Origin of the sequence: Brevibacillus sp. Leaf182 (assembly GCF_001423865.2) — a bacterium.
Lineage (GTDB): Bacteria > Bacillota > Bacilli > Brevibacillales > Brevibacillaceae > Brevibacillus > Brevibacillus brevis_C.
The window spans coordinates 91,280-114,555 of the sequence record NZ_LMPN02000023.1 but is presented as its reverse complement, the minus strand read 5'-3'; the positions used below and the strand labels follow the sequence as shown (position 1 = coordinate 114,555).

General features: G+C 45.6%; 27 protein-coding genes. 8 read left to right on the top strand and 19 right to left on the bottom strand.

Annotated features, from left to right (window positions below):
* Window positions 1–128: 128 nt before the first annotated feature.
* The 3 genes from ASG16_RS13965 (at window position 129) to ASG16_RS13955 (ending at window position 2,308) form a co-directional block, all read left to right on the top strand.
* A complete protein-coding gene (locus tag ASG16_RS13965) occupies window positions 129–1,007 on the top strand; it encodes a YpjP family protein (RefSeq protein WP_056497101.1) in 879 nt (292 codons plus the stop codon).
* Between the two features lie 172 nt (window positions 1,008–1,179).
* Window positions 1,180–1,590 carry a hypothetical protein gene (locus ASG16_RS13960; RefSeq protein WP_241970755.1) on the top strand — a complete coding sequence of 137 codons (411 nt, stop codon included), beginning with the start codon at window positions 1,180–1,182 and terminating at the stop codon, window positions 1,588–1,590.
* Window positions 1,591–1,771: 181 nt separating this feature from the next.
* On the top strand, window positions 1,772–2,308 hold the full coding sequence (locus ASG16_RS13955; protein ID WP_056497107.1) for a hypothetical protein: 537 nt from the start codon (window positions 1,772–1,774) through the stop codon (window positions 2,306–2,308).
* Window positions 2,309–2,366: 58 nt separating this feature from the next.
* On the opposite strand, the gene ASG16_RS13950 is transcribed toward ASG16_RS13955, so the two are convergent.
* The 6 genes from ASG16_RS13950 to ASG16_RS13925 form a co-directional block, all read right to left on the bottom strand.
* Entirely contained in the window at window positions 2,367–2,897 is a 531-nt protein-coding gene (locus ASG16_RS13950; protein ID WP_056497110.1) for a GNAT family N-acetyltransferase, read from the bottom strand.
* A gap of 204 nt (window positions 2,898–3,101) precedes the next feature.
* Window positions 3,102–3,419: a cytochrome o ubiquinol oxidase subunit IV gene (gene cyoD, locus ASG16_RS13945; RefSeq protein ID WP_056497113.1), complete on the bottom strand. Its 318-nt coding sequence runs from the start codon at window positions 3,417–3,419 to the stop codon at window positions 3,102–3,104.
* Window position 3,420: 1 nt separating this feature from the next.
* Window positions 3,421–4,029, bottom strand: coding sequence for a cytochrome o ubiquinol oxidase subunit III (cyoC, locus tag ASG16_RS13940; protein WP_048031550.1), 609 nt, complete (start codon window positions 4,027–4,029; stop codon window positions 3,421–3,423).
* A gap of 2 nt (window positions 4,030–4,031) precedes the next feature.
* A complete protein-coding gene (locus ASG16_RS13935; protein WP_048031549.1) occupies window positions 4,032–6,002 on the bottom strand; it encodes a cbb3-type cytochrome c oxidase subunit I in 1,971 nt (656 codons plus the stop codon).
* A gap of 23 nt (window positions 6,003–6,025) precedes the next feature.
* A complete protein-coding gene (gene qoxA / locus ASG16_RS13930) occupies window positions 6,026–7,012 on the bottom strand; it encodes a cytochrome aa3 quinol oxidase subunit II (RefSeq protein WP_048031548.1) in 987 nt (328 codons plus the stop codon).
* A 554-nt stretch (window positions 7,013–7,566) separates the two neighbouring features.
* Window positions 7,567–7,779 (bottom strand): hypothetical protein, encoded by a 213-nt coding sequence (locus ASG16_RS13925; protein WP_056497116.1) that lies wholly within the window; start codon window positions 7,777–7,779, stop codon window positions 7,567–7,569.
* 266 nt (window positions 7,780–8,045) lie between these two features.
* Here ASG16_RS13925 and ASG16_RS13920 point away from each other — a divergent pair, with 266 nt between their 5' ends.
* Window positions 8,046–9,674, top strand: a complete 1,629-nt coding sequence (locus ASG16_RS13920; RefSeq protein ID WP_056497119.1) for an ATP-binding protein — start codon at window positions 8,046–8,048, stop codon at window positions 9,672–9,674.
* Window positions 9,667–10,386 (top strand): response regulator, encoded by a 720-nt coding sequence (locus ASG16_RS13915; protein WP_056497122.1) that lies wholly within the window; start codon window positions 9,667–9,669, stop codon window positions 10,384–10,386. The genes ASG16_RS13920 and ASG16_RS13915 overlap by 8 nt, the downstream gene beginning before the upstream one ends.
* Window positions 10,387–10,411: 25 nt before the next feature.
* Here the strand turns inward: ASG16_RS13915 and ASG16_RS13910 are convergent, their stop codons facing one another.
* The 12 genes from ASG16_RS13910 to brfA all read right to left on the bottom strand — a co-directional run bounded on the left by ASG16_RS13910 (window position 10,412) and on the right by brfA (window position 20,159).
* Window positions 10,412–11,377, bottom strand: coding sequence for an EamA family transporter (locus ASG16_RS13910; protein ID WP_056497125.1), 966 nt, complete (start codon window positions 11,375–11,377; stop codon window positions 10,412–10,414).
* A gap of 19 nt (window positions 11,378–11,396) precedes the next feature.
* Window positions 11,397–11,849: an Lrp/AsnC family transcriptional regulator gene (locus ASG16_RS13905; protein WP_048031543.1), complete on the bottom strand. Its 453-nt coding sequence runs from the start codon at window positions 11,847–11,849 to the stop codon at window positions 11,397–11,399.
* Window positions 11,850–12,084: 235 nt separating this feature from the next.
* On the bottom strand, window positions 12,085–12,867 hold the full coding sequence (locus tag ASG16_RS13900) for a class I SAM-dependent methyltransferase (protein ID WP_056497128.1): 783 nt from the start codon (window positions 12,865–12,867) through the stop codon (window positions 12,085–12,087).
* A 15-nt stretch (window positions 12,868–12,882) separates the two neighbouring features.
* A complete protein-coding gene (locus ASG16_RS13895; protein ID WP_048031541.1) occupies window positions 12,883–14,406 on the bottom strand; it encodes a tripartite tricarboxylate transporter permease in 1,524 nt (507 codons plus the stop codon).
* Window positions 14,407–14,418: 12 nt separating this feature from the next.
* Entirely contained in the window at window positions 14,419–14,880 is a 462-nt protein-coding gene (locus tag ASG16_RS13890) for a tripartite tricarboxylate transporter TctB family protein (RefSeq protein ID WP_048031540.1), read from the bottom strand.
* A gap of 81 nt (window positions 14,881–14,961) precedes the next feature.
* Window positions 14,962–15,996 (bottom strand): Bug family tripartite tricarboxylate transporter substrate binding protein, encoded by a 1,035-nt coding sequence (locus tag ASG16_RS13885; RefSeq protein WP_056497131.1) that lies wholly within the window; start codon window positions 15,994–15,996, stop codon window positions 14,962–14,964.
* Between the two features lie 201 nt (window positions 15,997–16,197).
* Entirely contained in the window at window positions 16,198–17,265 is a 1,068-nt protein-coding gene (locus ASG16_RS13880) for an AbrB family protein (protein WP_056497134.1), read from the bottom strand.
* A 184-nt stretch (window positions 17,266–17,449) separates the two neighbouring features.
* Window positions 17,450–18,322 carry a LysR family transcriptional regulator gene (locus ASG16_RS13875; RefSeq protein ID WP_048031537.1) on the bottom strand — a complete coding sequence of 291 codons (873 nt, stop codon included), beginning with the start codon at window positions 18,320–18,322 and terminating at the stop codon, window positions 17,450–17,452.
* 2 nt (window positions 18,323–18,324) lie between these two features.
* On the bottom strand, window positions 18,325–19,026 hold the full coding sequence (locus tag ASG16_RS13870; RefSeq protein ID WP_056497137.1) for a TerC family protein: 702 nt from the start codon (window positions 19,024–19,026) through the stop codon (window positions 18,325–18,327).
* Between the two features lie 103 nt (window positions 19,027–19,129).
* A complete protein-coding gene (locus ASG16_RS13865) occupies window positions 19,130–19,426 on the bottom strand; it encodes a hypothetical protein (RefSeq protein ID WP_241970754.1) in 297 nt (98 codons plus the stop codon).
* A gap of 11 nt (window positions 19,427–19,437) precedes the next feature.
* Window positions 19,438–19,893, bottom strand: a complete 456-nt coding sequence (locus ASG16_RS13860) for a hypothetical protein (protein ID WP_133257446.1) — start codon at window positions 19,891–19,893, stop codon at window positions 19,438–19,440.
* Between the two features lie 44 nt (window positions 19,894–19,937).
* Complete coding sequence (gene brfA, locus ASG16_RS13855; protein WP_047070450.1) at window positions 19,938–20,159, bottom strand: ribosome rescue factor BrfA; 222 nt, start codon at window positions 20,157–20,159, stop codon at window positions 19,938–19,940.
* 170 nt (window positions 20,160–20,329) lie between these two features.
* Here brfA and ASG16_RS13850 point away from each other — a divergent pair, with 170 nt between their 5' ends.
* A complete protein-coding gene (locus ASG16_RS13850; protein WP_048031534.1) occupies window positions 20,330–20,599 on the top strand; it encodes a hypothetical protein in 270 nt (89 codons plus the stop codon).
* Window positions 20,600–20,661: 62 nt separating this feature from the next.
* Here ASG16_RS13850 and ASG16_RS13845 read toward each other — a convergent pair whose 3' ends face one another.
* Window positions 20,662–21,003 carry a GRAM domain-containing protein gene (locus ASG16_RS13845; RefSeq protein WP_056497144.1) on the bottom strand — a complete coding sequence of 114 codons (342 nt, stop codon included), beginning with the start codon at window positions 21,001–21,003 and terminating at the stop codon, window positions 20,662–20,664.
* Window positions 21,004–21,289: 286 nt separating this feature from the next.
* Here ASG16_RS13845 and ASG16_RS13840 point away from each other — a divergent pair, with 286 nt between their 5' ends.
* Together ASG16_RS13840 and ASG16_RS13835 are read left to right on the top strand one after the other, a co-directional pair.
* Window positions 21,290–22,597 (top strand): purine/pyrimidine permease, encoded by a 1,308-nt coding sequence (locus tag ASG16_RS13840; protein WP_056497146.1) that lies wholly within the window; start codon window positions 21,290–21,292, stop codon window positions 22,595–22,597.
* 57 nt (window positions 22,598–22,654) lie between these two features.
* The gene (locus ASG16_RS13835; protein ID WP_056497149.1) at window positions 22,655–23,257 is read left to right on the top strand and encodes a TetR/AcrR family transcriptional regulator; all 603 of its coding nucleotides are present in this window, start codon (window positions 22,655–22,657) and stop codon (window positions 23,255–23,257) included.
* Window positions 23,258–23,276 lie beyond the last annotated feature (19 nt).

Below are 23,276 nucleotides of genomic sequence, written 5' to 3'. Positions count from 1 at the left end.
ATATCTATTTACTAGTTTTTCCAGTGATTTTTATTTCGCTTCGAACAAAATCTTCAAAAAGCAATTGATATAATCATGAACTTATATTATCTTATTAATTGGTAAATATTTGAAATGGGAGGACTAAAATGATTGATTTTATCAAAAAAGGAAAAAAGTTGTTTTTAACCTCTCTTGCCTCCATGATGCTATTCAGCACTGTTCTTACCTCTAGTTTTGCTGCTGAGACAGATGTATTAACCAAATCATCCGTGAATGAAATGCTTCAATACGAATTTTCAAGTGAGGTCATGTCAGAAGACAAAGATACTCTTGAAAAATCACTTACCGATACTTTCGACAACCTAGACCTTGTTCTAAAAGGTATGAAATCCGATAGGGATCTTCAAGAAACATTTTTAGAAAAGACTACACTTGAAGATGATGTTAAAAGAAATTTGGAGGAATATTTCTCCGCTAATCACGATGATGAAAAAGAGCTGAACAATTTAATTCGTGATGTAAAAGACCAAATAGCTGAAAATCATTCGGTATTGCCCGAAATAACAGAAGTCCTGCTGTTGCAAAGTAACTCAAGCATTAAAAGCGAAGATAAAGTTCAAGCTACTATATTACCTATTCTCCTAAGACTGGCTCTTAAAGAAGCGGTTAAGAAAAAAATGGGGAAGAAAATAAAAAGAATGGCTTATGACGAATTTGAAGAAAGAATAGAGCCTGAGATATGGGCAGAAGTTGAAGCTTTGCACGAACAATATAATGGTGATATCGATTATGAAGGGCCAGAGGATAAAGGCGAAATAAATGGCATTAACCAAGGTGAGAAAGTTTTCAATATTATTAATAAGAGGAACAAAAAACACTTATTAAGATTTCACATGAACAGAGTAGATAATGGGAGAAGTATTGACTTCCATTGGCATAAAAAAGATGATAATTTTGAATGGCATCACGGTCAGATTAAAATTAAAAGTAAAAATCAATTTCCAGAACATTGGGGAGAAGATTAATGGATAGGAAATCGTGGTAGCCCGATTTCTCTTCTTCTTTAAGGAGTGAGTAACAATCGAACTGCGACTAGGCTTTGTCATTGGTGAAAAAATTGATTGCAACAAAGTTCGTGAGACTTTATACGCGCATGAAAACAAACAAACTGCATCTTGTAGGGTAATATTAAACTTTATGGAGATGGACCCAGATATTTTCTTAAGTCGTCCCTTTTCTTCCACAGAAGAGGTACTCATTAAAGATTCCGATCTCCTTGAAGCTGAACTTTCCCAGTCATATGATTTTGTATGGGTTGAGGTACTAGGCGGTATTGAGAGACATGGGCACCCTTCCGTTACTATCTCTGATATAGAATATGAAGGTAAGCTCATCCATACTTTAGACAATAGAGTGCTAATCTTTTTACGAGATATCCTTATTGACAATCACGGAAGAGAACTGCTTAGGAAAATCTGCCATGTCCCAAAACCATTACAATGGCTCACTCTACCTAAAAAAGACGGAAAAACCCCACCCCCAGACTATATTCTTGACGAGATGGAACAATGGGTACGCAAGTTGATTGCATACAAGATAGATGAATAAATAGGGAACGGGCTATCTCAAACGTCATAAAACTGACGGTGGGATAGCTCTCTGCTTTCATAAAACTCACACGTAATTCAGAACTCCCCAATGTTTTTAGGAAAATCAGTTTCCAGAACATTGGCAAGAGAATTAATGGATTGGAAATCGTGGTAACCCTTCTCTTTTTCAGAGGAAAGGAGTGAATCCTATCGAACTGCGAATAGGTTTTTTGATTGGTAAAAAATTGGATTTGAAAAGAATCGACGAGATTTTATACACCCATGAAAACAAACAAGCTCCATCTTGCAAGGTAGTATTAGACTTTATGGAGATGGACCCAGAGATTTTTTTAAATCGCCCTTTCTCTTCCACAGAACAGGTACCCATTAAAGATCCCGATCTACTTGAAGCTGAACTTTCCCAATTGTACGATTTTGTATGGGTTGAAGTATTAGGGGGAATTGAGAGGCACGGGCACCCTTCTGTCACTATCTCTGGTACAAAATATGAAGGTAAGCTCATCCATACATTAGACAAGCGAATGTTCATCTTTTTACAAGACATCATTAGTGACGATCAAGGGATACAACTTCTTGAGAAAATCCTCCATGTCCCAAAACCATTACAATGGCTCGTCCTCCCAAAAAAAGACGGAAAAACCCCACCCCCAGACTATATTCTTGACGAGATGGAACAATGGATACGCAAGTTGATTGCATACAAGATAGATGAATAAATAGGGAACGGGCTATCTCAAACGCCTTGTAAACGGACAATGAGATAGCCCTATTCTTTTACGAAGATCGTGTAATCCAGAAACGGCGAATGACCAATCCATCGTCATCTGTACATTCTGACTCAAAAACGCCCCCGTTCTTCCGTATCGTTTTCTCCGATGCAACATTATCATAATCGCAAATCACCAATACTTCATTGATACCCAACTCGCTCGTGATGTTTAGGGCTTGCGCTAAAATTTCCGTCGCATATCCTTTGCGTCTCTCCGATGGCCGGATTCCATATCCGATGTGCCCGCTGTTTTTTCGTAGACGCTCGTTGAGACGATGTCGAATATTCACCGCCCCCACTATGCGTCGCTCCTCATTCACGAGCCAATACGTCGAATGAGGAACATAGCCATCCGAAAGATTTTCCTCGTTGCTTTCACTCTCCAGAAATTCCAGATACGCAGGAAAATCATAGGGCTCCCGATCCACTACCCACGGTACGATAGGCTCTCCACTTTCTTTCCACTCTTCGTAAAAGGAAATATACTCTGCTTGAAGTTCTGCACAAGGCTTCGTTACATACAGTTGCCCAGCCATCATCTCACTCCCTTTGCACATTTTGGCGTAAAATTCTTTCTATTATATCTGCAAGAAGAGAGGTTTACTAGCCAAACAATCTTTTACTTCTTGAATCACTTCCACTGGTTGACTAAATGCGCTTCTTCCCTCCACTACACCTACATCAAAAACAAAAAAAGCGTGGCACAAGCAACGAATCGCCTGTGCCACGCTCTTAACTGATTAATATTTGTTAAACAACATGATCCAGAGGGAACCTGCAACGATTGTAAATACAATCACAAGTCCAAGAATCAATGTCTGTACGTTGTAGCGTGGTTTTTCTCCTTCGCGGATGTGCATGAAGAAGACCAACTGAACTACGAACTGCAAGACCGCCATTACCAAGATCGCGATCATGGTCGCCGTTTTACTCAAAATTGAGTTCATGACCAGCACGAGTGGGATAATGGTGAGCACGATCGACAGGATAAAACCGATCACGTACTCTTTCATCGATCCGTGACTATGATGTCCGCCATGGTTTTGATGTTGTGCCACCTTACATCACCCCCATCAAGTAAACGACTGTGAAGAGGAAGATCCACACAACGTCAAGGAAGTGCCAGTACAAGCTCAGGTTGGTAATTTTGCGGCGAGTAACCGCGGTGATTCCACGACGCTTCAACTGGAAGATCAAAGCAGTCATCCAGAACAGACCAAGCGTTACGTGCAATCCGTGCGTACCAACCAGTGTGTAGAAAGCGGACCAGTAGCCGCTAGTACCCATAGTTGCACCTTCACTGATCAAGTGCATAAACTCAGTGACTTCCAGCACTACGAAAGACAGTCCCAAAAGACCAGTTACAGCCAGCCAAGCAATCAGTTGCTTGACATTGCCTTTGTTCATTGCCAGAACAGCGAGACCGCTGGTAAAGCTACTTGTCAACAAGATAAAGGTTGAAGCAATTACACCTGGCAACTGGAACAATTCCTGTCCAGTTGGTCCGCCAGCAAAGCTATTCATCATTACCGCATATGTTGCGAACAATGTACCGAACAGCACGCAGTCTGTTACAACGAAAATCCAAAAACCAAGAACCTTTAATTGTTCATGCTCTTCATGATGGTCGTGGTCGTGGCCGTGACCATGGTCATGATGCTGCGCCATCGTTACACCACCCTCCCCAGTGAAGCCTCAGTGCGACGCACTTCCTCCACCGGTACGTAATAATCCGTGTCGTATTGGAAGGAGCGTGCCCACATGCATGCGAATACTCCAATGAATCCAATGACGGCCATCCAAACCCATCCAAATGTGAAACCAAAACCTACCAAGAACCAGAAGTTCGCCATGATAAACGGAATTCCAGAGTTCTTCGGCATATGAATCGGCTCCAGTTTCGCCGGTTCTTCTTTATAGGTGCCATTTGCTTTTGCTTCTTTTGTTGCCCACCAGTCATCCATTTCTTTCACTTGTGGTACAACAGCAAAGTTGTAGAACGGTGCAGGTGACGGAATCGACCACTCCAGCGTACGACCATTCCATGGATCGCCTGTCGTGTCGCGCTCACCATTCTTGATGCTATAAGCGATTTGCCATACTTGGAAGATGAAACCGATACCCATCAAGAATGCCCCAACAGTGGATACCAGGTTCAGGTCTGCCCAACCGCGATCCCAACCGTACGTATAGTAACGGCGAGTCATACCCATGAAACCGAGCGCGTATTGCGGCATAAAGCACACGTAGAAACCAATATTCCAGAACCAGAAGCCCCATTTGCCCAGTTTCTCGTCGAGCTTGAAACCGAACAGTTTTGGCCACCAGTAGTAAATACCAGCCAGGTAACCGAATACTACCCCACCGATCAATACTTGGTGGAAGTGGGCAACCAAGAAGTAACTGTTGTGATACTGATAGTCTGCCGGAGCTACTGCCAGCATTACCCCTGTCGCTCCACCAATTACGAAGCACGGGATAAAGGCAATGGTCCACAGCATTGGTTGTTTAAAGGATATCCGACCACGGTACATTGTAAACAGCCAGTTAAAGACCTTAACACCGGTCGGTATCCCAACAATCATCGTTGATATCGCAAAGAAGGCGATAACACTTGCGCTCGTACCCATTGTGAAGAAGTGGTGAGCCCATGTAAAGAACGATACAACGGCAATGATCATCATCGCCCAAACCATTGATTTGTAGCCGAAAATCTTTTTACGTGAGAACGTAGCCACGATTTCGGAGAAAATACCGAAAGCTGGTACTACTACGATATATACCTCAGGGTGACCCCACATCCAGATGAGGTTGAGGTACATCATCGGATTACCGCCGCCGTCCATTGTGAAGAAGTGGGCACCTGCGAAACGGTCAAGGAACAACAGAGCCAATGTTACAGTCAAAATTGGGAAAGCGAAGATAATCATAATGCAGCTGGACAATACGGACCAGCTAAACAATGGCATTTTGGAAAGCTTCATGCCAGGTGCACGCATTTTGAGAATCGTTACGATAAAGTTAATCCCTGTCGCCAAACTACCGATACCGGAGATTTGTATCCCCCAAATATAGAAGTTCTGACCTGGTCCAGGGCTGAATTCATTTTGTGACAATGGCGGATAAGACAACCAACCAGCGTCCGGGGAGCCCCCGATTACGAACGAAATGTTGAACAGCATCGCACCGAGCATAAACAGCCAGAAGCTGAGTGCGTTCAAGAACGGATACGCTACATCTCGAGCACCGAGTTGAAGCGGTACTACCATGTTAAACAAGGCAAACATCATCGGCATCGCCATGAACAAAATCATGATCGTACCGTGAGTCGTAAAGATGGCATTATAGTGTTCCGAGTTCAGGAACTCTACGTTCGGGAATGCCAGTTGCAAACGCATCAGCAGGGCGTCAACCCCACCGCGGAACAGCATCAGAAGCGATGCAATCAAATACATGATACCAATACGCTTATGGTCAACTGTAGTCAACCATTCACGCCATAGCCAACCCCATTTTTTATACTTAGTCAGAACGAATACGATCGCAATGATGCTCAGTACAATCGATACGTCCGCGCCGTAAATCAGTGGGTCACCTGTTACAAAGAACGTGGATGCAAAATCCTTAATGTTCTCCCACACGTGGTATTCCTCCTCCCTCTCGCCTAGTGGTTCATACTGGAATGATTCATTCCAGGCATGTTGTGCGATTCAGTCTTTTGATGCGTATTTAGCGAAGTCTCATTAGAAGACTTATCACCTGCAGGCGCAGGGTTTTTCTCCATCACATAGTCCATATCGTGACCATGGCCATATTTGGCAACGATCTCTTCAAACATTCCTTCTGGGAATGCAGAGTACGTAAACTTATCTGTCACGCCAGGCTTGCGAAGTTCTTCATAATCTGCCTTCGTCATAGCTGGAGTCGTACCTTTTACTTCTTTTACCCACTTATCGAACTCGTCTTTCGGTTTGGCAACAACATTGAACTGCATTTTGGCGAAGCCTTCACCAGAGAAGTTGGAGCTAAATCCAGCGAAAGTACCTGGTTCATCTGCTTGCAGATACAGCTCGGTAGCCATTCCCGCCATCGCATAAATCTGTCCACCCAATTCTGGAACCCAGAAAGAGTTCATCGGCGCATCAGCAGATACCTGGAAGCGAATCGGTACACCTGCTGGAATCTCCAGATGGTTAACAGTAGCGATATTTTGTTCGGGATACGTGAACATCCATTTCCAGTCCAAAGCCGTAACCTGAATGGTCATAGGAGCAACTTCTTTATTCGGGTTCTCTTTTAACACATAAATATCACGCACAGTAAAGTAACCCAGCAATGCAACGATAACGATAGGAATAATCCACCAAATTACCTCAAGGGTTGTACTGTGTGCCCACTCCGGCTTATAACTTGCTTTATTGCCCGGTGTATCCCGATAGCGGTATACAATGAAAGCGGTAAGCGCAATAACCGGAACGATAATGACAGCGACCAATATCGTGGAAATAATAATGAGATTGTACTGCGTTTCTGCTACAGGTCCTTTTGGATTCAAGACGAGGTATTCGCTACCACAGCCTGTCAGCAGAACGGTGCCCAACACTGCCAAGATCCAAAATTGGATATGCCTCAGCATTTTTCCTCCGCTCATTCTCCTAATCCCTCCTAGTCACAAACAACGAGCATGTAGTACTTTGAGAGCGCAGTTCCTTTCAGGTGAACTTCGCCTCACATATGTCGATAGTGCAGATAGTGCAGTCACTCTCTATGGAGGTCTCGAACGAGGTTTTGGAAAACCCTCTTTATCTTTAACGTGCATTCACACTTTTCGAGAGTACCTCACAATAGAGTTTTTTTAACACAAGTGAACTTCACCATTTGCCGCATATACATACTATCAGAGTCTGCGAGCTTTTGTACTCGTTTTTAACGACGTTCAATATTTCGTAGCTTTTCTGTTACAAAGTGTTCACATAGCATTCACGAGTTGATCATATTCTTGTTAGGATTCTCCTCTAATGAAGTCCGGCACCCATTTCTGGTCATCTCACCCAATCCAGATTGTCAAGATTTCTTTTCACTTTTAATAAAAAAATCAAAAAAACGCCAGCGCATTTGGCTGACGGCAAAGTTCCGTATAAATAAAAAAACCTCTCATTATAATGAAGAAAATGAGAGGTTCTCTATGGGTCTATTTTTATCTTGTTAGGCGTCCGTTCTTTTTAATGTCATCAAGCGAAATACCGTGCTCATAATGAAGATATTCATACCAGCGATCAAAAATCCGATCGACACCATCAATGGCAAGTTTTGCGATCTGAAATCGCTTGCAGTGAAAGCCATAATAATAGCACCGACAAATAATACTGTCCAAGCCATCCATCTTAATACATCTGCTGCTTTTCGATCGTTATTCATAACACAAAACCCCTATCATTATAGATTTTTTGCGTGACCGTTTTTGTTTTATGCTCTTATTGTAACATAATATTCACTTGTTGTTCATATTTTGTTCAATTTTTTATAAAAAATTTGTCAAAACTTTTTTCATAAACCTATTGGCTATAGTGTTGTTACATTTTTACTTTGTGTCACAAATGTGAAAGCGTTATTGTTATAATGAATGGAGTAAACGGTTTCATACATTCATAGCATCATGATCTGTCATCGAAGGTGGTTTGCCCATGGTTCATACACCCAAAAAAGCACGCATCAGCCTCTTGACCCAAATGGTTCTGCTCATATCCATCGTTGTCCTGATCAGCATGGGGATAGGAACTGCCTTATTTTCCTTCATATTAGATGACATTTTGGATCGTTATATTGGACAGCAAGCCATGACGGTCGCCAAGCTATCTGCCATGGACGAACGCATCATTGCAGCCTTCGAGACCGATCTACCTTCCAAGGTGATACAACCGATAGCCGAAACCATTCGGATGGAAACAGGCGCAAGCTATGTCGTGATTGGAAACAAGGACGGTATTCGGTACTCTCACTACGACCCAAAGCAGATTGGATTACCGATGGGAACCAGCAATGACCCCGTCTTTTTAGAAAACCGCTCGGTCATTTATCGGGGGACAGGCATTTCAGGTCCAGCCATCAAAGCGAAAACACCGATCGTCAATAAGAAAGGCGAAACAATCGGTGTCTCCTCTGTCGGCTATGTCATGAGTGATGTAGAGAAAAAGGTCGCGGAATACAAGGAAAGAGTCGTCTCATTATCCCTGGTGCTGCTTGTTATCGGAATTATTGGCGCTATTATCATTGCCAGACGAGTCAAGCGATTGATCTTTGGTCTGGAACCAGAAGAAATCTCATTTTTGTTTACGGAAAAAGCAGCTATTCTTGAATCGATTCGCGATGCTACGGTAGCAGTCGATATGCAAGGGCGTGTCGTCTCAATGAATAAACGCGCACGTTCCCTTCTCCAAGAGGATTTGACCGTAGGGAAATCGATCGCTAGCCCGCAATTGCGTGACATCATTCATTCCGTCAATCGAAATACGCAAGAAATGAACTACAAAATTTTGCTGGGGCACGAAATTTTTATAACCGACTACTCCCCTATTTTGAGCAATAATGAAATCAGAGGCGTGGTCTTCACATTTCGTCCAGAGTCAGAAATCGAGCAGCTTACCGAAGAAATTACGAAGATCAGTTCCTTTTCGGACAATATGCGTGCACAAAATCACGAATATTTAAATCGTTTGAACACCATTTACGGTCTCCTCAAGCTAAAGGAGTACGACAAAGCAATCGAACTCATCACCGATGAAGTAAAAGAACGGCAGGATATTCTCGCCTTCATTATGAGTTCAGTCAAAGAGCCCTTCATCGCTGCTTGTCTACTAGGGAAAATCAATCGCTCCAAAGAACTGAAAGTATTACTCGAAATTGATCAGGACAGCTATTTGGGAGATGTACCTGACAGCTTGGATACAAAGGTATTGGTCACGATTCTCGGCAATTTGATCGACAACGCGATGGAAGCTGCCCTCGAATACAAAGGCTCGGAAGCAATGGTTCACGTCTCCTTTACTGATTTAGGTGGCGATATCATATTTGACATTGAAGACAATGGACATGGGGTATCAAAGGAATTGGAGCCTCGCATCTTTGAAAGCGGTGTCACTACGAAATCAGGTGAAAATCGAGGACTCGGTTTGGCGATTGTGAAAAACGCCATCGAGCTATTAGAGGGGCAAATCTCACTCGGAAAAAGTGATCTTGGCGGAGCGCGTTTCACCGTCGTCGTCCCCAAAAAGTGGGACAAAGCATCTAGAGAGGAGGCAATCCACGATGTCTGAGAAACCCATTACCGTCATGATCGTGGAAGATGACGAAATTGCAGCTAGAATCTATGAACAATTCACAAGTAAACTGGAAGGATTCCAGATTATTGCCACGGCCACGACTGGAAAACAGGCATTGGAGATGCTTCACGTCGTTACGCCGGATGTTCTGCTCTTGGATATTTATTTGCCAGATATGAACGGGATTGACCTGTTGCGTGAAGTACGGAATCATTTTCGCGGGATCGATGTGGTTATGATCACAGCCGCAAACGATGTGGAAACCGTGAGAGAAGCGATACGTGGCGGGGCATACAGCTACATTATCAAGCCGATTATGATCGATAAATTCATGTCTACCTTGGAGCAATATGCAAATACGAGACGCCAGCTACAGCAGCATACAACCATTGATCAAACAGCAGTGGACAAGCTGTTTACAAAAGCCACACACACTCCTGCTACCAAAACTGTTGAAACTGTCACTACACTTCCGAAGGGTATCGACAAGCTGACATTAAAGCTGATCCGGGACAAGATGCGGGAGACCACCCAAAGTATGAATGCCGATGATCTGGCTGCACTGGCTGGCATGAGCCATTCGACGGTGCGCAGATACCTCGAATTTCTTGTCTCTATTAATGAAGTGACAGTAGAGACGTTCTATGGCACTGTCGGGCGTCCGGAACGAAAATACCGCTGGGTGCCGCAAAAATCGGCAAAATAATGCCTGATCGCAAAAAAGGGAAGCTTCATTTATGAACCTGAAGCTTCCCTTTTTCTTTTCGTGCTACCGGTTGTGTCGCACCTGGACTCTTTTCCCGAAACATCGTGATGATGGCAACGGATGCGATGATCATGACAGCAGCAATCAAGGTTTGGCTTGTCAATTGTTCATCAGCGATCAGCCAGCCTAGAAATACTGCGACAATCGGGTTCACATAGGCGTACGTGGAGACCAGAGAGGGCTCTGCATTTTTCAAAAGCCAAATATACGCCGTGTAGGCGACAATGGAACCAAATCCAACTAAATAGCCAAAGGCAATCCAGGAACGCAGGGTAATCTCCGATAGATGCAGCTTCGTCCAATCATCGAGAAACAGCGACGCGATCCCCAGCAAAATTCCTCCAATGAGCATTTGCAAGGCCGTTGCCATCACAGGTGATGCTGGGAGCTTTGCCTGGCGCGAATACAACGATCCCACTGACCAACAGATCGAGGCAAACAGGAGCGCCAGGATTCCGATCAAATCTATTCCTTGATTGCCTGTGCCCTCGGGATGGACAACCAGCACAGCGATCCCCGCCAAGCCAAACAGGATTCCTCCCATGACTCCAACCGTAGGCTTCTTCTTGCTGCCACCGATCCAGTTGAAGACGAGAATCCACAACGGCACGGTAGCGATTAGCAAGGACGCGATTGCTGACGGTACCTTGAGCTGTGCCCATGCAACTACACCGTTACCACCGAGAAGCAGCAACGCCCCAACTATTCCAGCCCCTCTCCATTCTGCTGCACTGGGCAGCTCTGCCCCTTTCCAACGCCCGATCAGGAATAGGACCAATCCCGCCAAGAAGAACCGCGCACCCGCCATAATAAAGGGTGGCATCGATTCAATGGCGATCTTCATCCCGAGATAAGTGCCCCCCCAAAACAAGTAGACCGCTAGCAACGCAATCGTAACGCCAAATAATTTCGAATCTTTTTTTCCTGTCATTGTGGTTCCACCTTGGTTTTCAAATTTCTTTCCAGCCATCCTCGTAGATCGTCGACAAGATGAAAGTCGTAGATGTTTCCAGTATTTCGTCATACTGGACCATTTCATCGATTAGATTGGTGATATCTTCCGGTGCCGTCGCACGTACTTTTAGCATCATACACCACTCTCCCGCGAGCCGCTGGCATTCGATGATGGTCACGTTCGGTACCTGAACGTTCACAATCTTTGCTGTGATTTCTTTGAAGTCCTGACATCTTGCTTTGACGAAGATCAATACCTTCAGCCTTTGGTCCAATTTTCTCCAGTCAATGATGCCTCGGTACCCCTTGATAACCCCGTTCTTTTCCAGCTTGGCAACCCGTTGGTGGACAGCCGGTCGCGAGATGTGCAGCAGCTTGCTGATTTCCTCATGAGATATCCTTCCGTTTTCCTCGAGCAATTGAACAATTCTCAGGTCAACCTCATCCATCACATACCTCCTGTGGTTATAGTAGCATATTTTCCTTCATATAGACCATTCGTACTTTATATTGACCGAATTCGAACGAATAGTAAATACAGAGCAAGATATCCCCAAAAAATAATGCCAAAAACCGTCGTGAAAGCCCTCTTCTCATTACGAATCGTTACTTAGGTACCCATACAAAAAAGAACAAGCCCCCGCTTGATTGTAAGCGGGGACCAGCTTAGAAGCATCGTCCTTATCATTCTGGTTTCTCAAACAACGCCATCCACTCATCAACTTGGATGGAAACGACTTGCTCTCCTTCTTTTCCTACAGCAAAGTAGGCTTGGATTTCCTCATCGGCACTTGTGATATGCGCGGTTACTTGCTCAACCTGCTCCTCAGTCTCTGTCGTACGTCTGACCCAAGTCGCATACGGGAATGTCTTTTTACGGATGCGGGAATGACTCTCGACCAGTCCCTCTTGCTCTATCCATGCTAACCATTCGGAGCGTGAGTAACTTCGTACATGGCTGTGATCTCGAAGTTTTTCCAGCGTATTCACGTATCGATCAAGCTTTTCATCCTCTGCTGCGATATTGTCGATCAGCACAAATTTTCCACCTGGCTTTAGGACACGGGCGACTTCTTTTACAAATGCCTCTGGGTTCGGAAAGTGATGAGCCGCGATTCTGCATCCGACTGCATCAAAGGATTCACTCAAAAACGGAAGTGCCTCCGCATCCGCAACCACATAAAAGACATTGCTCACGTGAGATTTCAGATGATTTCTCGCCGCTGTAAGCATCGGCTGTGTCAAATCAGTCGCAAAGACTTGACCGACATGTGGAGCGATTGCCTTGGTAAGATGACCGCCACCCGTTGCCACATCGAGAAACACCCAATCAGGCGAAGGATTCAGCCAAGGCGTGAGGAGAGCGAGATCCTCTCCTGTAGCATGCGTCTGGCTATTCACATACTTTTCAGCATTCGCACCGAACTGCTGTTTGACTTCCTCTTTAATCTTTTTGTCATCGCGCATGAGAATCGCCCTCCTCTATTCTTCGTTCACGATTACTTTCTTCCCTCTCATTTTCATGATCAAGGGAACGGTGATCCAGAGAACCGCAATAATCAGAAACACCAGCGATACTGGCTTTTCAATAAAGATAGAAAAATCACCATTGGACGTCGTCAGCGCGCGTCTCAAATTATTTTCAATCATCGGACCCAAAACCAAGCCCAGAACGAGTGGAGCCATTGGGAAATCGTTTTTCGCCAAAAAGTAACCCACGAGTCCACAGAGGAGCAGCAAGACCAGATCAAAAACGGAGACACGGACTGCGTATACACCAAACACGGAAATGGCAACGATCATCGGGATCAAATATTTAGGCGGAGTCTCAATCAGCTTCGCAAACACCTTTACGAGCGGCATATTGAGGATCAAGAGCATCACGTTTCCGATGAACATACTGGCGATCAAGCCCCAAGCGATGTTCGGATGATCTTCAAACAAAAGCGGACCTGGCTGCACGTTGTACATAATCAGTGCGCCCATCAATACCGCTGTCGTCCCTGTACCCGGAATACCCAAGGTCAGGAGTGGGATCATCGCCCCGCCAGATGCTGCGTTGTTTGCCGACTCTGGAGCGGCTACCCCAGCGATTGCCCCTTTGCCGAATTTTTCAGGGGTTTTACTGATTTTCTTTTCCAGCAAATAAGCGAGGAAGGATGCCAATGTAGCACCAGAACCAGGAACAATTCCTTTAAAGAATCCAACCAGTGATCCGCGGAGAATCGGTCCAGCACTTTCTTTCAAGTCTTGCTTGGTCGGTATAATTCGGGAGATTTTGGCGATCTCTCCCTCATTCACATCCCGTTCGAGGATTGTCTTGAACACTTCTCCAAGCGCAAATACCCCTACAGCGATCGTCAAAAATTCCAAACCGGAATAAAGCTCGGGCATATCAAAGGTAAAACGCGCCACACCCGATACATTGTCCAGCCCGATCGTCGCGATCAATAAGCCAAAAACCGTCATCATCAATGCTTTGGTCACGGACTTGCCTGCCAGCCCGCTCAGTGCACATAACCCCAGGATCATCAGCGAAAACTCATCTGCCGGACTGAGCTTGAGCGCTACTTCCGAGAGTGGCTCTGCTAAAAATACCAGACCGATCAGCGAGACGAGTCCTGCAAAAAACGAACCAATTGCAGCGATGGAGAGAGCGACTCCCGCTCTTCCCTGCTTCGCCATCGGGTATCCGTCCAGTACGGTAACGACAGAAGATGACTCACCAGGTGTATTCAACAAAATCGAAGTAGTAGAGCCGCCGTACATCGCTCCGTAGTAAACCCCTGCCAGCAAAATAATGGCGCTGGTCGCGGCTGCTTCTGGAGGCAGTCCACTCGTCAACGAAGCGGTCACCGGAATCAACAAGGCCACGCCACTGATTGGGCCAATCCCTGGCAATACCCCGACTACTGTCCCGATCAAGACACCCACAAATGCAAAGATAATATTTTGCCATTGCAGGGCAGTGGCAAATCCGTTCAGCAAATAATCAAATGCACTCATTTCATCCACCTCCTACAAGCCTAACCATGTTGGTAAACCGGGCAAAGTGCCATCGAGAACTTCCACGTACAACAAGTAGACACCGAATGAAAATGCACCGGAAATGAGTACGCTGTTGAGCCATTTCCCTTTCTGCATCGTCTGAAATCCAACCAAAAGGAAAAGGAAGGTACTGATCACATAGCCGATTTCCTCTAAAAGCAATACGTAGAATAAGGCCGCGACAAGAATGATGAGGAAGCGTTTGTAATCGAGCTTTTCCTTCTCTTTCTTGCCCTCTTGCTTGTATTTGAACGTCTCATAAAATAATCGCAGGCTGAGCAGGATCAGCAAGCTGCCGAGTCCCATTGGAAAAATGTTTGGTCCGACATTGCTGCCGTAAGCGCTCGCCGAGATGTTTTGGCTCCCGACCACAAATGCTACGCCCAACACGAGAAAAATCAGACTGGCGAAGCGGTCAAATGTTTTGCTCACATATGTTCCCTCCTGTTCGTACAAGAATCCAGAATGAAGGAGGAGAAGAATCGCTCCTTCTCCATCCCCCATCAAACCTTTTTATTTTGCCATTCCGAGCAAGCTCAGGATTTCCTTAAACATTTTTTCTTGCTCACCCAGGTAGCTCTTGAAGTCTGCACCGTTTTTGTAGCCATCGTCCCAGCCGTTTGCTTCCAGCTCTGCTTTCCACTCAGGGGTCTCTGTCATGGCTTTCAATTTTTGCTCCCAGTAAGCAACAGCATCTGGTGTCATGTCTTTTGGTCCAAATACACCGCGCCAGTTGATCAGCTCCGTGTCATAACCGGATTCTTTGTATGTCGGGATGTCCTTGAACATTCCTTTCAAGCGCTCCGGGGAAGAAACACCCAAGATTCTTACTTTTCCGGATTTCAAGTATTCACCCGAACCGGATACATCTGTAGCCAGTACGTCAGCATTGCCACCCAAGAGAGAGGCGATCGCTTCTCCACCGCCATCGTAAGAGATGTATTTCACTGATTTCGGATCAATTCCCGCTTTTACAGCTGGCATCAAAAAGGTCAAGTGATCAAGCGAGCCAGGAGCAGAACCGCCTGCAACCGTTACTTTGGTTGGATCAGCTTTGATTGCATCCATTAACGATTTCAGATCCTTGTATGGAGAATCGGCTGCTACTACGATCGCGCCGTAATCTTTCGTCAATTGTGCCAACGGAGTCATATCATTGTAGGAATGCGGGCTGTTTCCCTCTTTTTTCACATTGTTGATGACGATTGGTGTAGAGGGAAGCAGGAGCTTATAGTTGTTTTTCTTGTCCTGCGTCACGAAATCAGCCAAACCTACTGCCTGTCCGCCACCTGGTTTGTTTTCGACGGAGATCGTCTTATCTACCAGCTTCGTTGCTGACATCACCTTTGCGAGGGAACGCGCAGTTTTATCCAAACCGCCGCCTGCCCCAGACGGAGCGATAACCGAGATCGGTTTTTCCGGATAGGTAGAAGCTCCTCCAGAGGATGCTGTCTGCCCACCGCCGCCTCCACAGGCTGCGAGGCTAAGTGCCATTGCCGTAGTGAGGAGTACTCCGGTCCACTTTGTCCATTTGTTTGATTTTTTCATTTTTATAACCCCCTCGATTGATAGCGTTTTCAAATAAGTTAAGGAGATCATAGCATCCGATGAAAACGCTTCCTAGTTTGTTCAGATAATTTGGATAAACACCATATTTACGATTATTTTCATTTTTTTCACGCCAAAAAGACCTGCCGTTCCGATCAGGGAACGTACAGGCCTTGCCATTGATTCGACTGTAAAACTTCGTCAGGCGCTGGTCTCCTTTGGCTGTTTGATCCTGCTGTGGCGGTTCGTCCATACACGAGCGCCGAAGGAAAACAACGTCAGGACAAGAACCAAACGAAACAGATGAAACGCTGTCACTAAGAGCGGATCGGCACCTGTCGCCAAGGCAGTCAAGCTCATCTCGGCGAGTCCACCTGGCACCGTAGCCAGAATCGCGGTCACGATATCGGTAGCCGTCACGTAAGAAATGCCGATGGCAAGCGCAATCACCATGACGAACAAGAACAAGGAATGCATGAGACCGAACAGAAAGAATCGACGGTTTTTGACGATGTCCTCTCGTTTGAAGCCAAGACCGATGCTGACCCCGATGAATATTTGCGCCCCTTGGACCAAGATGCTTGGCAACGCAGGACTCTCTCCCACAAGCGATGTATTCATCGAAATCAAAGCGGTCACGAGCAAGGCACCTAGCAAGAACGGAGCGGGTATATAACAGCGTGACGCAATCAAAGCTCCAATGACACCAGCCACAAGAATCATGACTGTCTGCCCAATCCCAAGCATGTGTTCTGTAGTAGATGTCTGTATGGCAGCATGGGTAGGTAGAAATGTCACAAGATAAGGAGTGCAAAGCACGACGCTGATCGCACGAATCGAGTGAAAAATTGTGATGACTTGTTGATTTCCTCCAGCCGTTTGCCCCACCGACACCATTTCCGATAATCCGCCGGGAATGTTACTGAAGATCGCCGTTATTCCGTCTACTCGGCAGACCTTATAAAATATCCAAGCGTTTACCAAACTGATTAAGATGGTCAAAATCGTGGTGATGAGCATCAAACCAATGTGCCCTGTCATCGTATCGACGATTTCTGGTGTCATTCGCAGACCAAGGGTGATCCCAATCACTGTCAAGCCTGCTTGACGAAACCATCGGGGAATCCAAAGATTTTTGACCCCAAGCATATTACAAATAACCGTGGTGACTAGTGCTCCGAGCAGCCAAGGAAGTGGACTGTGGATGGTAGCAAACAGCCAGCCTCCCAGTGATCCGAGCAGCAATGTAAACAGAATGCGTAACAGCATAAGCGTTCCCTCTCCTACTCTCCGACGTTGTATGAAGCTTCTAGGGTGGGGGTACACCTAGTGTAAAACAATTGTCCTCGCAGCAAAAATACAAAATGGTTATCGTTAGCGATTCCTGGAATGAATAATAAAAAAACTGCTGGCTCCAAGATCAGAGAGTTCCCAGCAGTTCCTTTTTCCTTGCTTAATCGAGAAATGTTATCTCACCCTGCTCCATGAAGCGTACAAATGCCTTGACCATTTGCAGGTCCATTGAGTCGGCATGATAAAACATCCAGGTGCTTCGCCTGATCGGCTCCCCTTCTGCTGTGGTCAGCTCAATCATGTGCAGATCGTCTTTGCCATTCAGCACGCCTCGTGGGAGGATGGCGTACCCCAAACCGTTTGCTACCATTTCACTGCATGTATCCGCCTTGTCGACCTCCATGCCAATCAGCGGGGGTTGGGAAAATCGTTCGGTCCACCAGTTGTCCACTAACGCCTGCAGCATCGGATCGGTCTCGTAGTCGATTCGGGGCAGGGTGGGCAGGTCGTCGATATGAATAGGTTCCGTGGAAACGACATAGACAGATTCCTCGAACAGCAAGTGCTTTTGGTCGGACCAGTTGTAGCTTCCCCGGACGAAGCCTACGTGCACATCCTGATTATACACGGACTTGTAGACGTCTTTGCTCCATCCGGTCATCACCTTGTACTCGACGTTTGGATAGGCTTCCTTGAACTTTTTCAAGATCATCGGGAGCTTGTACCGTGCAAAATAGTTGGAAACCCCCAATCTGAGCGTACCATTGACCTCTTCTCCCATGTTCAAGACATGCTCCTTGATATTGCGCAGTCTGAGGAGCATTTCATCCGCGCATTTGGCCAAATACTCGCCTTGAGGAGTGAAATGAACGCCTCTACTCCCCCGTTGCACGATCTGTACGCCAAACTCTTTTTCAATCTGCCGCAGCCGTTTGGTCAGAGCAGGCTGGGACAAATACAAGCTTTCGGCTGTTTTCGTGATGTTTTGTTCCTGGTACAAGGTTTGGAGAATGTACCAATCGCGATATTCCATAGCTATAGTGTCTCCGCATGATTATTTGTCACTTCTTTATTTATCACATTTTTCTCCTTCCTTTTCAAATAGTTTCCAATCACAATCACCAGAAGTGCCAATGCTACCGGCAAAATCATATGCAACGAAGGCATTACCCCCTCCAGGAAGCTGCCAACTGCTTTGTCTCCTACAATCATTTCTCCTGCTGTATATCCGAGTAAAGCCGCCCCCAACAATACGATGATGGGAAAACGGTTCATTAGCTTCATCAGCAACTGACTTCCCCAAATGATGAGCGGAATGCTGATGGCAAGACCGATGATGACCAAAACCAGGTTCCCGTTTGCTGCTCCAGCTACGGCAATGACATTGTCCAGACTCATAATCAGATCGGCAAAAATAATGGTTTTGAGTGCCTCAACAAAACTCGCTCCCCCACCAATGTGACTGTCCTCATCTTCCCCTTTTAACAGCTTGACCGCAATCCAGATGAGCAAAAGTCCTCCAACGACTTGGACAAACGGGATTTTCAACAGCCAGATGGCAATGAAGGTAAGGATGATCCGCAGTCCGATTGCACCGAAGCTCCCCCAAAAAGTGGCTTTTTTCTGTAGCTCTGGACTCAGGTTCCGACAGGCAAGAGCAATAACGACTGCATTGTCTCCGCTCAGGACCAGGTTGATCATAATGATTTGTAGTAAGCTAAGTAAGTAATCTGTCATGATGTCTCCCTCCAATATTGCTGATATTGACAATAATAGACCTATCTTTTCGTTAGCGCAGTATTATTTCTATTATTTGCATATATTTTTTTTGAAAGACCGGCTACTTCTTGTATCCATATACAGAAAAATCCGCCCGTACTTTTCGAATCGCTAGCCAAACCGGCAATCCTCTCGCTACCCAGCGCAGGGCAGACATAATGTTTTGTTCATTTTCAAACTGCTCGACAATGATGACGGTCTTTTCATTGATGTATGTCTGTAGCTCCTCCCAGCCCATTGCCGAATAGCGATCATTTCCGTACGTTTTCAGCGCCAAAAAGTCTTCGCGTTTTGGGTCCTTCAGTTGGATGAGATGTTGAATGGCTCTCGCACATTCGGGATGAATGGTATTATTCATGATGTCATGCCTCACTTTGGTATTGGGTGACCTTTTTCCAGCACCTGATATTTTTTTATTTCTTTCCTAACGATTTCAATTGCGATTTTATTCTTATCCGGTACGCCTTTTATTAAGTAGTATGTACTGCCCGGGACGTAGAAGGAAGTATCGCCCTCTTTGAACTCCTCCCATTCGCCTATTCTGTTGACTACCCCAAGCCTGCTATCTAGATTGGTTTCATTTAGCTCCTCTGCAATCGGAACGTAATAATATCCATCATGAACGAGGTATTCAAAAAATCTGTCTTCCGATTTTTCGAGCCAACTCGCATCTTTCGAATCTAATGCTGTATTCTCCATAGTGGTAAGAATAGAAGTTACTTGTTGCGCTTTGATCGAGTCTTCGATTTGCGAGATGCCCATGCCGGCACTGCCAATACCAAGAACACTCAAGATAAAGATGACAAACAACCATTTTCGATTCATCAATCGCTCACCACCAAGCACAAGATACACTCTCTTCCCCCATGTTAAATGATCACAGCAAGCTTCGCACGCAAATAAAAAAGGCCATCATCACTTTGGTAGGATAACGACCTTTTGTGTTTCTGTTGATTCAGTTTTTCTGCTCGAGTCTTCGTCGTCCGTTGTCTCATGTCAGCAAAAGCGAAAATGCTTCTGTTGAGCTCTGGGTTTCTTTTGCCTTCACGGGCCAGTTTTTCACGTTGCTTGCGTGCCGCGCTTTTTGCCATAAGTCACTCACTCCTCTTTGACGGCTTACTACGATGAATACCGTCCTTGGTGTTATCATAGAACGCTTCCTGCCTGGTTGCAACGAAAATAGTAAAATCGCCTACAACTCTTGTCCATTCCTTTTTCTACCCCCTGAATAGGATAGTTTGACAGGAGGTGTTGAGACTCGATGCAAAAGAAAAGAATCACGGCGAGACGCGTGGAAAACCAAGTGTATTCCAATCGGGTACTGCGCTCTGAATTCGATCGCAACTGGCGTACAGTAATCTCCAGAAGTGGTTACGTTATTTATATTGCAACTGCAAATCGAGCAAAAATCACTGTACTGCTTTCAAATGGATCTAGGAAATTGCTCATCTTCAGACAAGGTGGAAGAGTATTGGTTGGCGGTGGGGGTACCAGTCATTATAGCAAACCACACATTGCAAAGGACTTGTAAGATGTGGGAATCGCCCTGCTCAGAATAGCGTGTGACAGGGCGTTTTTCATGGAGCGGATCGCTTACCTCGTCTTAATAATCACCGTCATTTTTTGCTTCATCTTTGTATCCTGAATCATTCCGATGATCTCCGCTCGTTTCCATACAACAAATTTATGCTCTTGCCCATTATGCAGCTTGATTTTCATTCCGTTTGGGATCACGAATAGCGTATTCCGCTTTTCAACTGCCGCAATATCATTCAAGCTTAATTCGAGAGGTTGTGTTTGAATATTGAAATTGTGTGGTTGAAAATAGAGTCTTTCACTCGTAATCGTTAACTTCCCACCTACTCCTTCCATTCCTCTGAATAGGTTTGCCGCTATATTCTCTTGCACGATCGATTCGTTTCGCTTGAGTTCCATTTCTTCCTTTTCCCCTCCGACATACGATTCCGTTCTTACTCAAATTGGTACAACTCATATTACCATAATTAGGAACCTGTATGGACAAATGAAAAACAACTGCTTTATCCATCGCCCATTCCCTTATTCAAAAAAAGCACTGGAGTATTCAACAACGCCCGAGGACAACAAACGCCCTGCTCTATACATACGAGCAGGGCGTTTCATCATCAAAAGCCTATTGATTTTATAATACGATACGTATAGTATTGTAATTATCTTGCTTACTTTTTGAAAGGAGTATCTGATGAGAAGTCTACAATTGGAAACAGGAATCGGTTCTCTGCAATGGTTTGTCTTTTTACTTGCCAATTCCTTGACACTGCCTATTGTGATTGGGCAGGCCTATCAACTTCCTGCGGATGAGATAGCGGGCCTCATGCAACGAACGTTTATGGTGGTTGGTTTGAGTTCTTTTTTGACCGCATGGCTTGGACATCGATTACCTATTCCTGATGGTCCAGCAGGGATATGGCTCGGGGTTTTTGTACTCATGGGAGAATTGGCAGCATCTCAGGGAACCGATCAATCTGTGACCTTGCAATTACTCGAGGGAGGAATGCTCGTAACGGGTACCATATTGATCATCATTGGGGCAACAGGTTTGATGGATCGGATGCTTACACTATTCACACCGCTTGTTACCGGAGCGTATCTGATGCTACTAGCTTTTCAGTTAAGCGGAGTATTTTTGAAAGGCATGATTGGAGTCAGCACGACGTCTTCTGAGATTAACCCCGTGAATGTCGTCATTGCTTTTGCTGTTTTTGCTTTGGTGCTCTCCCTGTCGATCTGGGGAAAGGGCTGGCTAAAAAGCTATGCTGTTTTAATCGGAATCATCATGGGGTGGCTGGCTTTTGCTCTGGTAAATGGGTCAGGAAGTGTTCCAACGGCTTCGTCCATTGTGCTACTACCTGAGATATTCGCCTGGGGGCTTCCTCGATTGGATGGGGGCATGGCGGTTTCCGCTGTCATCGTTGCTTTTGTCCTCGTCACCAATATCATTGCAAGTATGGCAGCAATGCAGCAGGTGCTTGGGGGAAAACCGGAAAAGCAAGCTTTGAACCGCGGTGGTCTTATGGGGGGAGTAGCCAATGTGCTGTCTTCGGTATTCTCCTCCGTAGGTGTTGTGCCCTTGTCGATTGCTGCGGGTTTTGTACGGATGACAGGTCAGAGTCGTCTGCTCCCCTTTTTCATTGCCTGCTTGGCCCTGACCGCTGTTGCGTTAGTACCGAGCATATACTCTTTTCTCTCTCTGCTTCCCGGACCCGTGGCTTATGCGGCTATGCTAGCTTCTTTTACCCAGATGGTGGGTATCGGTTTAAGCGCTGTACTCAAGGTTCCGCTTGACGAGCGTCGACTGACGATCCTGGGGGTATCCTTGTCATTTGGAATCGGTGTCATGTTTTTGCCTCAAGCGATCTTCTCTGCATTGCCTACGGTCTTACAATACGTATTGGGTAATGGTCTCATGGTGGGAATGCTACTCTCCCTATTGCTAGAACATAGCTGGCGCCCTCCTAAAAAAGAAGAAAACACGCTGGCTGCATCGTAACCAAAATATTGGTATGATAGTTCCATGAAGAAACAGGAAGGTAAGCGAGGAACGAAAATGTCTGATAACGATAGCACCAAGCGCCGACCAGTAGGGAGACCCCGCAGTGAATTATCGAAAAACGCGATCATTGAGGCTTTAATCACGCTGCTGGAGGAATCGGGATTTGCTGCTTTAACCATTGAAGCCATTGCTGCCCAAGCAGGTGTCGGCAAGGCCACTATCTATCGCTGGTGGCCCAACAAGTCCGCCCTTTTATTGGATGCCTTTCTCATGACAACCGAACCCAACATACGCTTGAACGAAGAGGTATCGGTTGAAGAAAATTTTCGCAATCAATTGCAGAACCTAGCCAAAGTCTTCAACAGCGCTATCGGTCGAACGACAATCGCGATGGTAGCCGACAGTGGTGGAGAATCAGAAGAAGCAAAAGCATTTTCCTCTACTTACCTCAAGCCTAATCGTGAATTGGCCAAAAAGCTTCTGATGCGTGGAATCGATCGAGGAGAAATCAATCCTCAGGTAGATTTGGATGTACTCTTGGACATGTTTTACGGACCTGTGTATTTCCGTGTCCTCATTCACAAAAAGGAACTGGACCATACATTTGTGGACATGTTAGTGGAGCAAGTCATGAAATCGATTCGAACTTCAAGTTAAATGGCAACCAAGTGAAGAT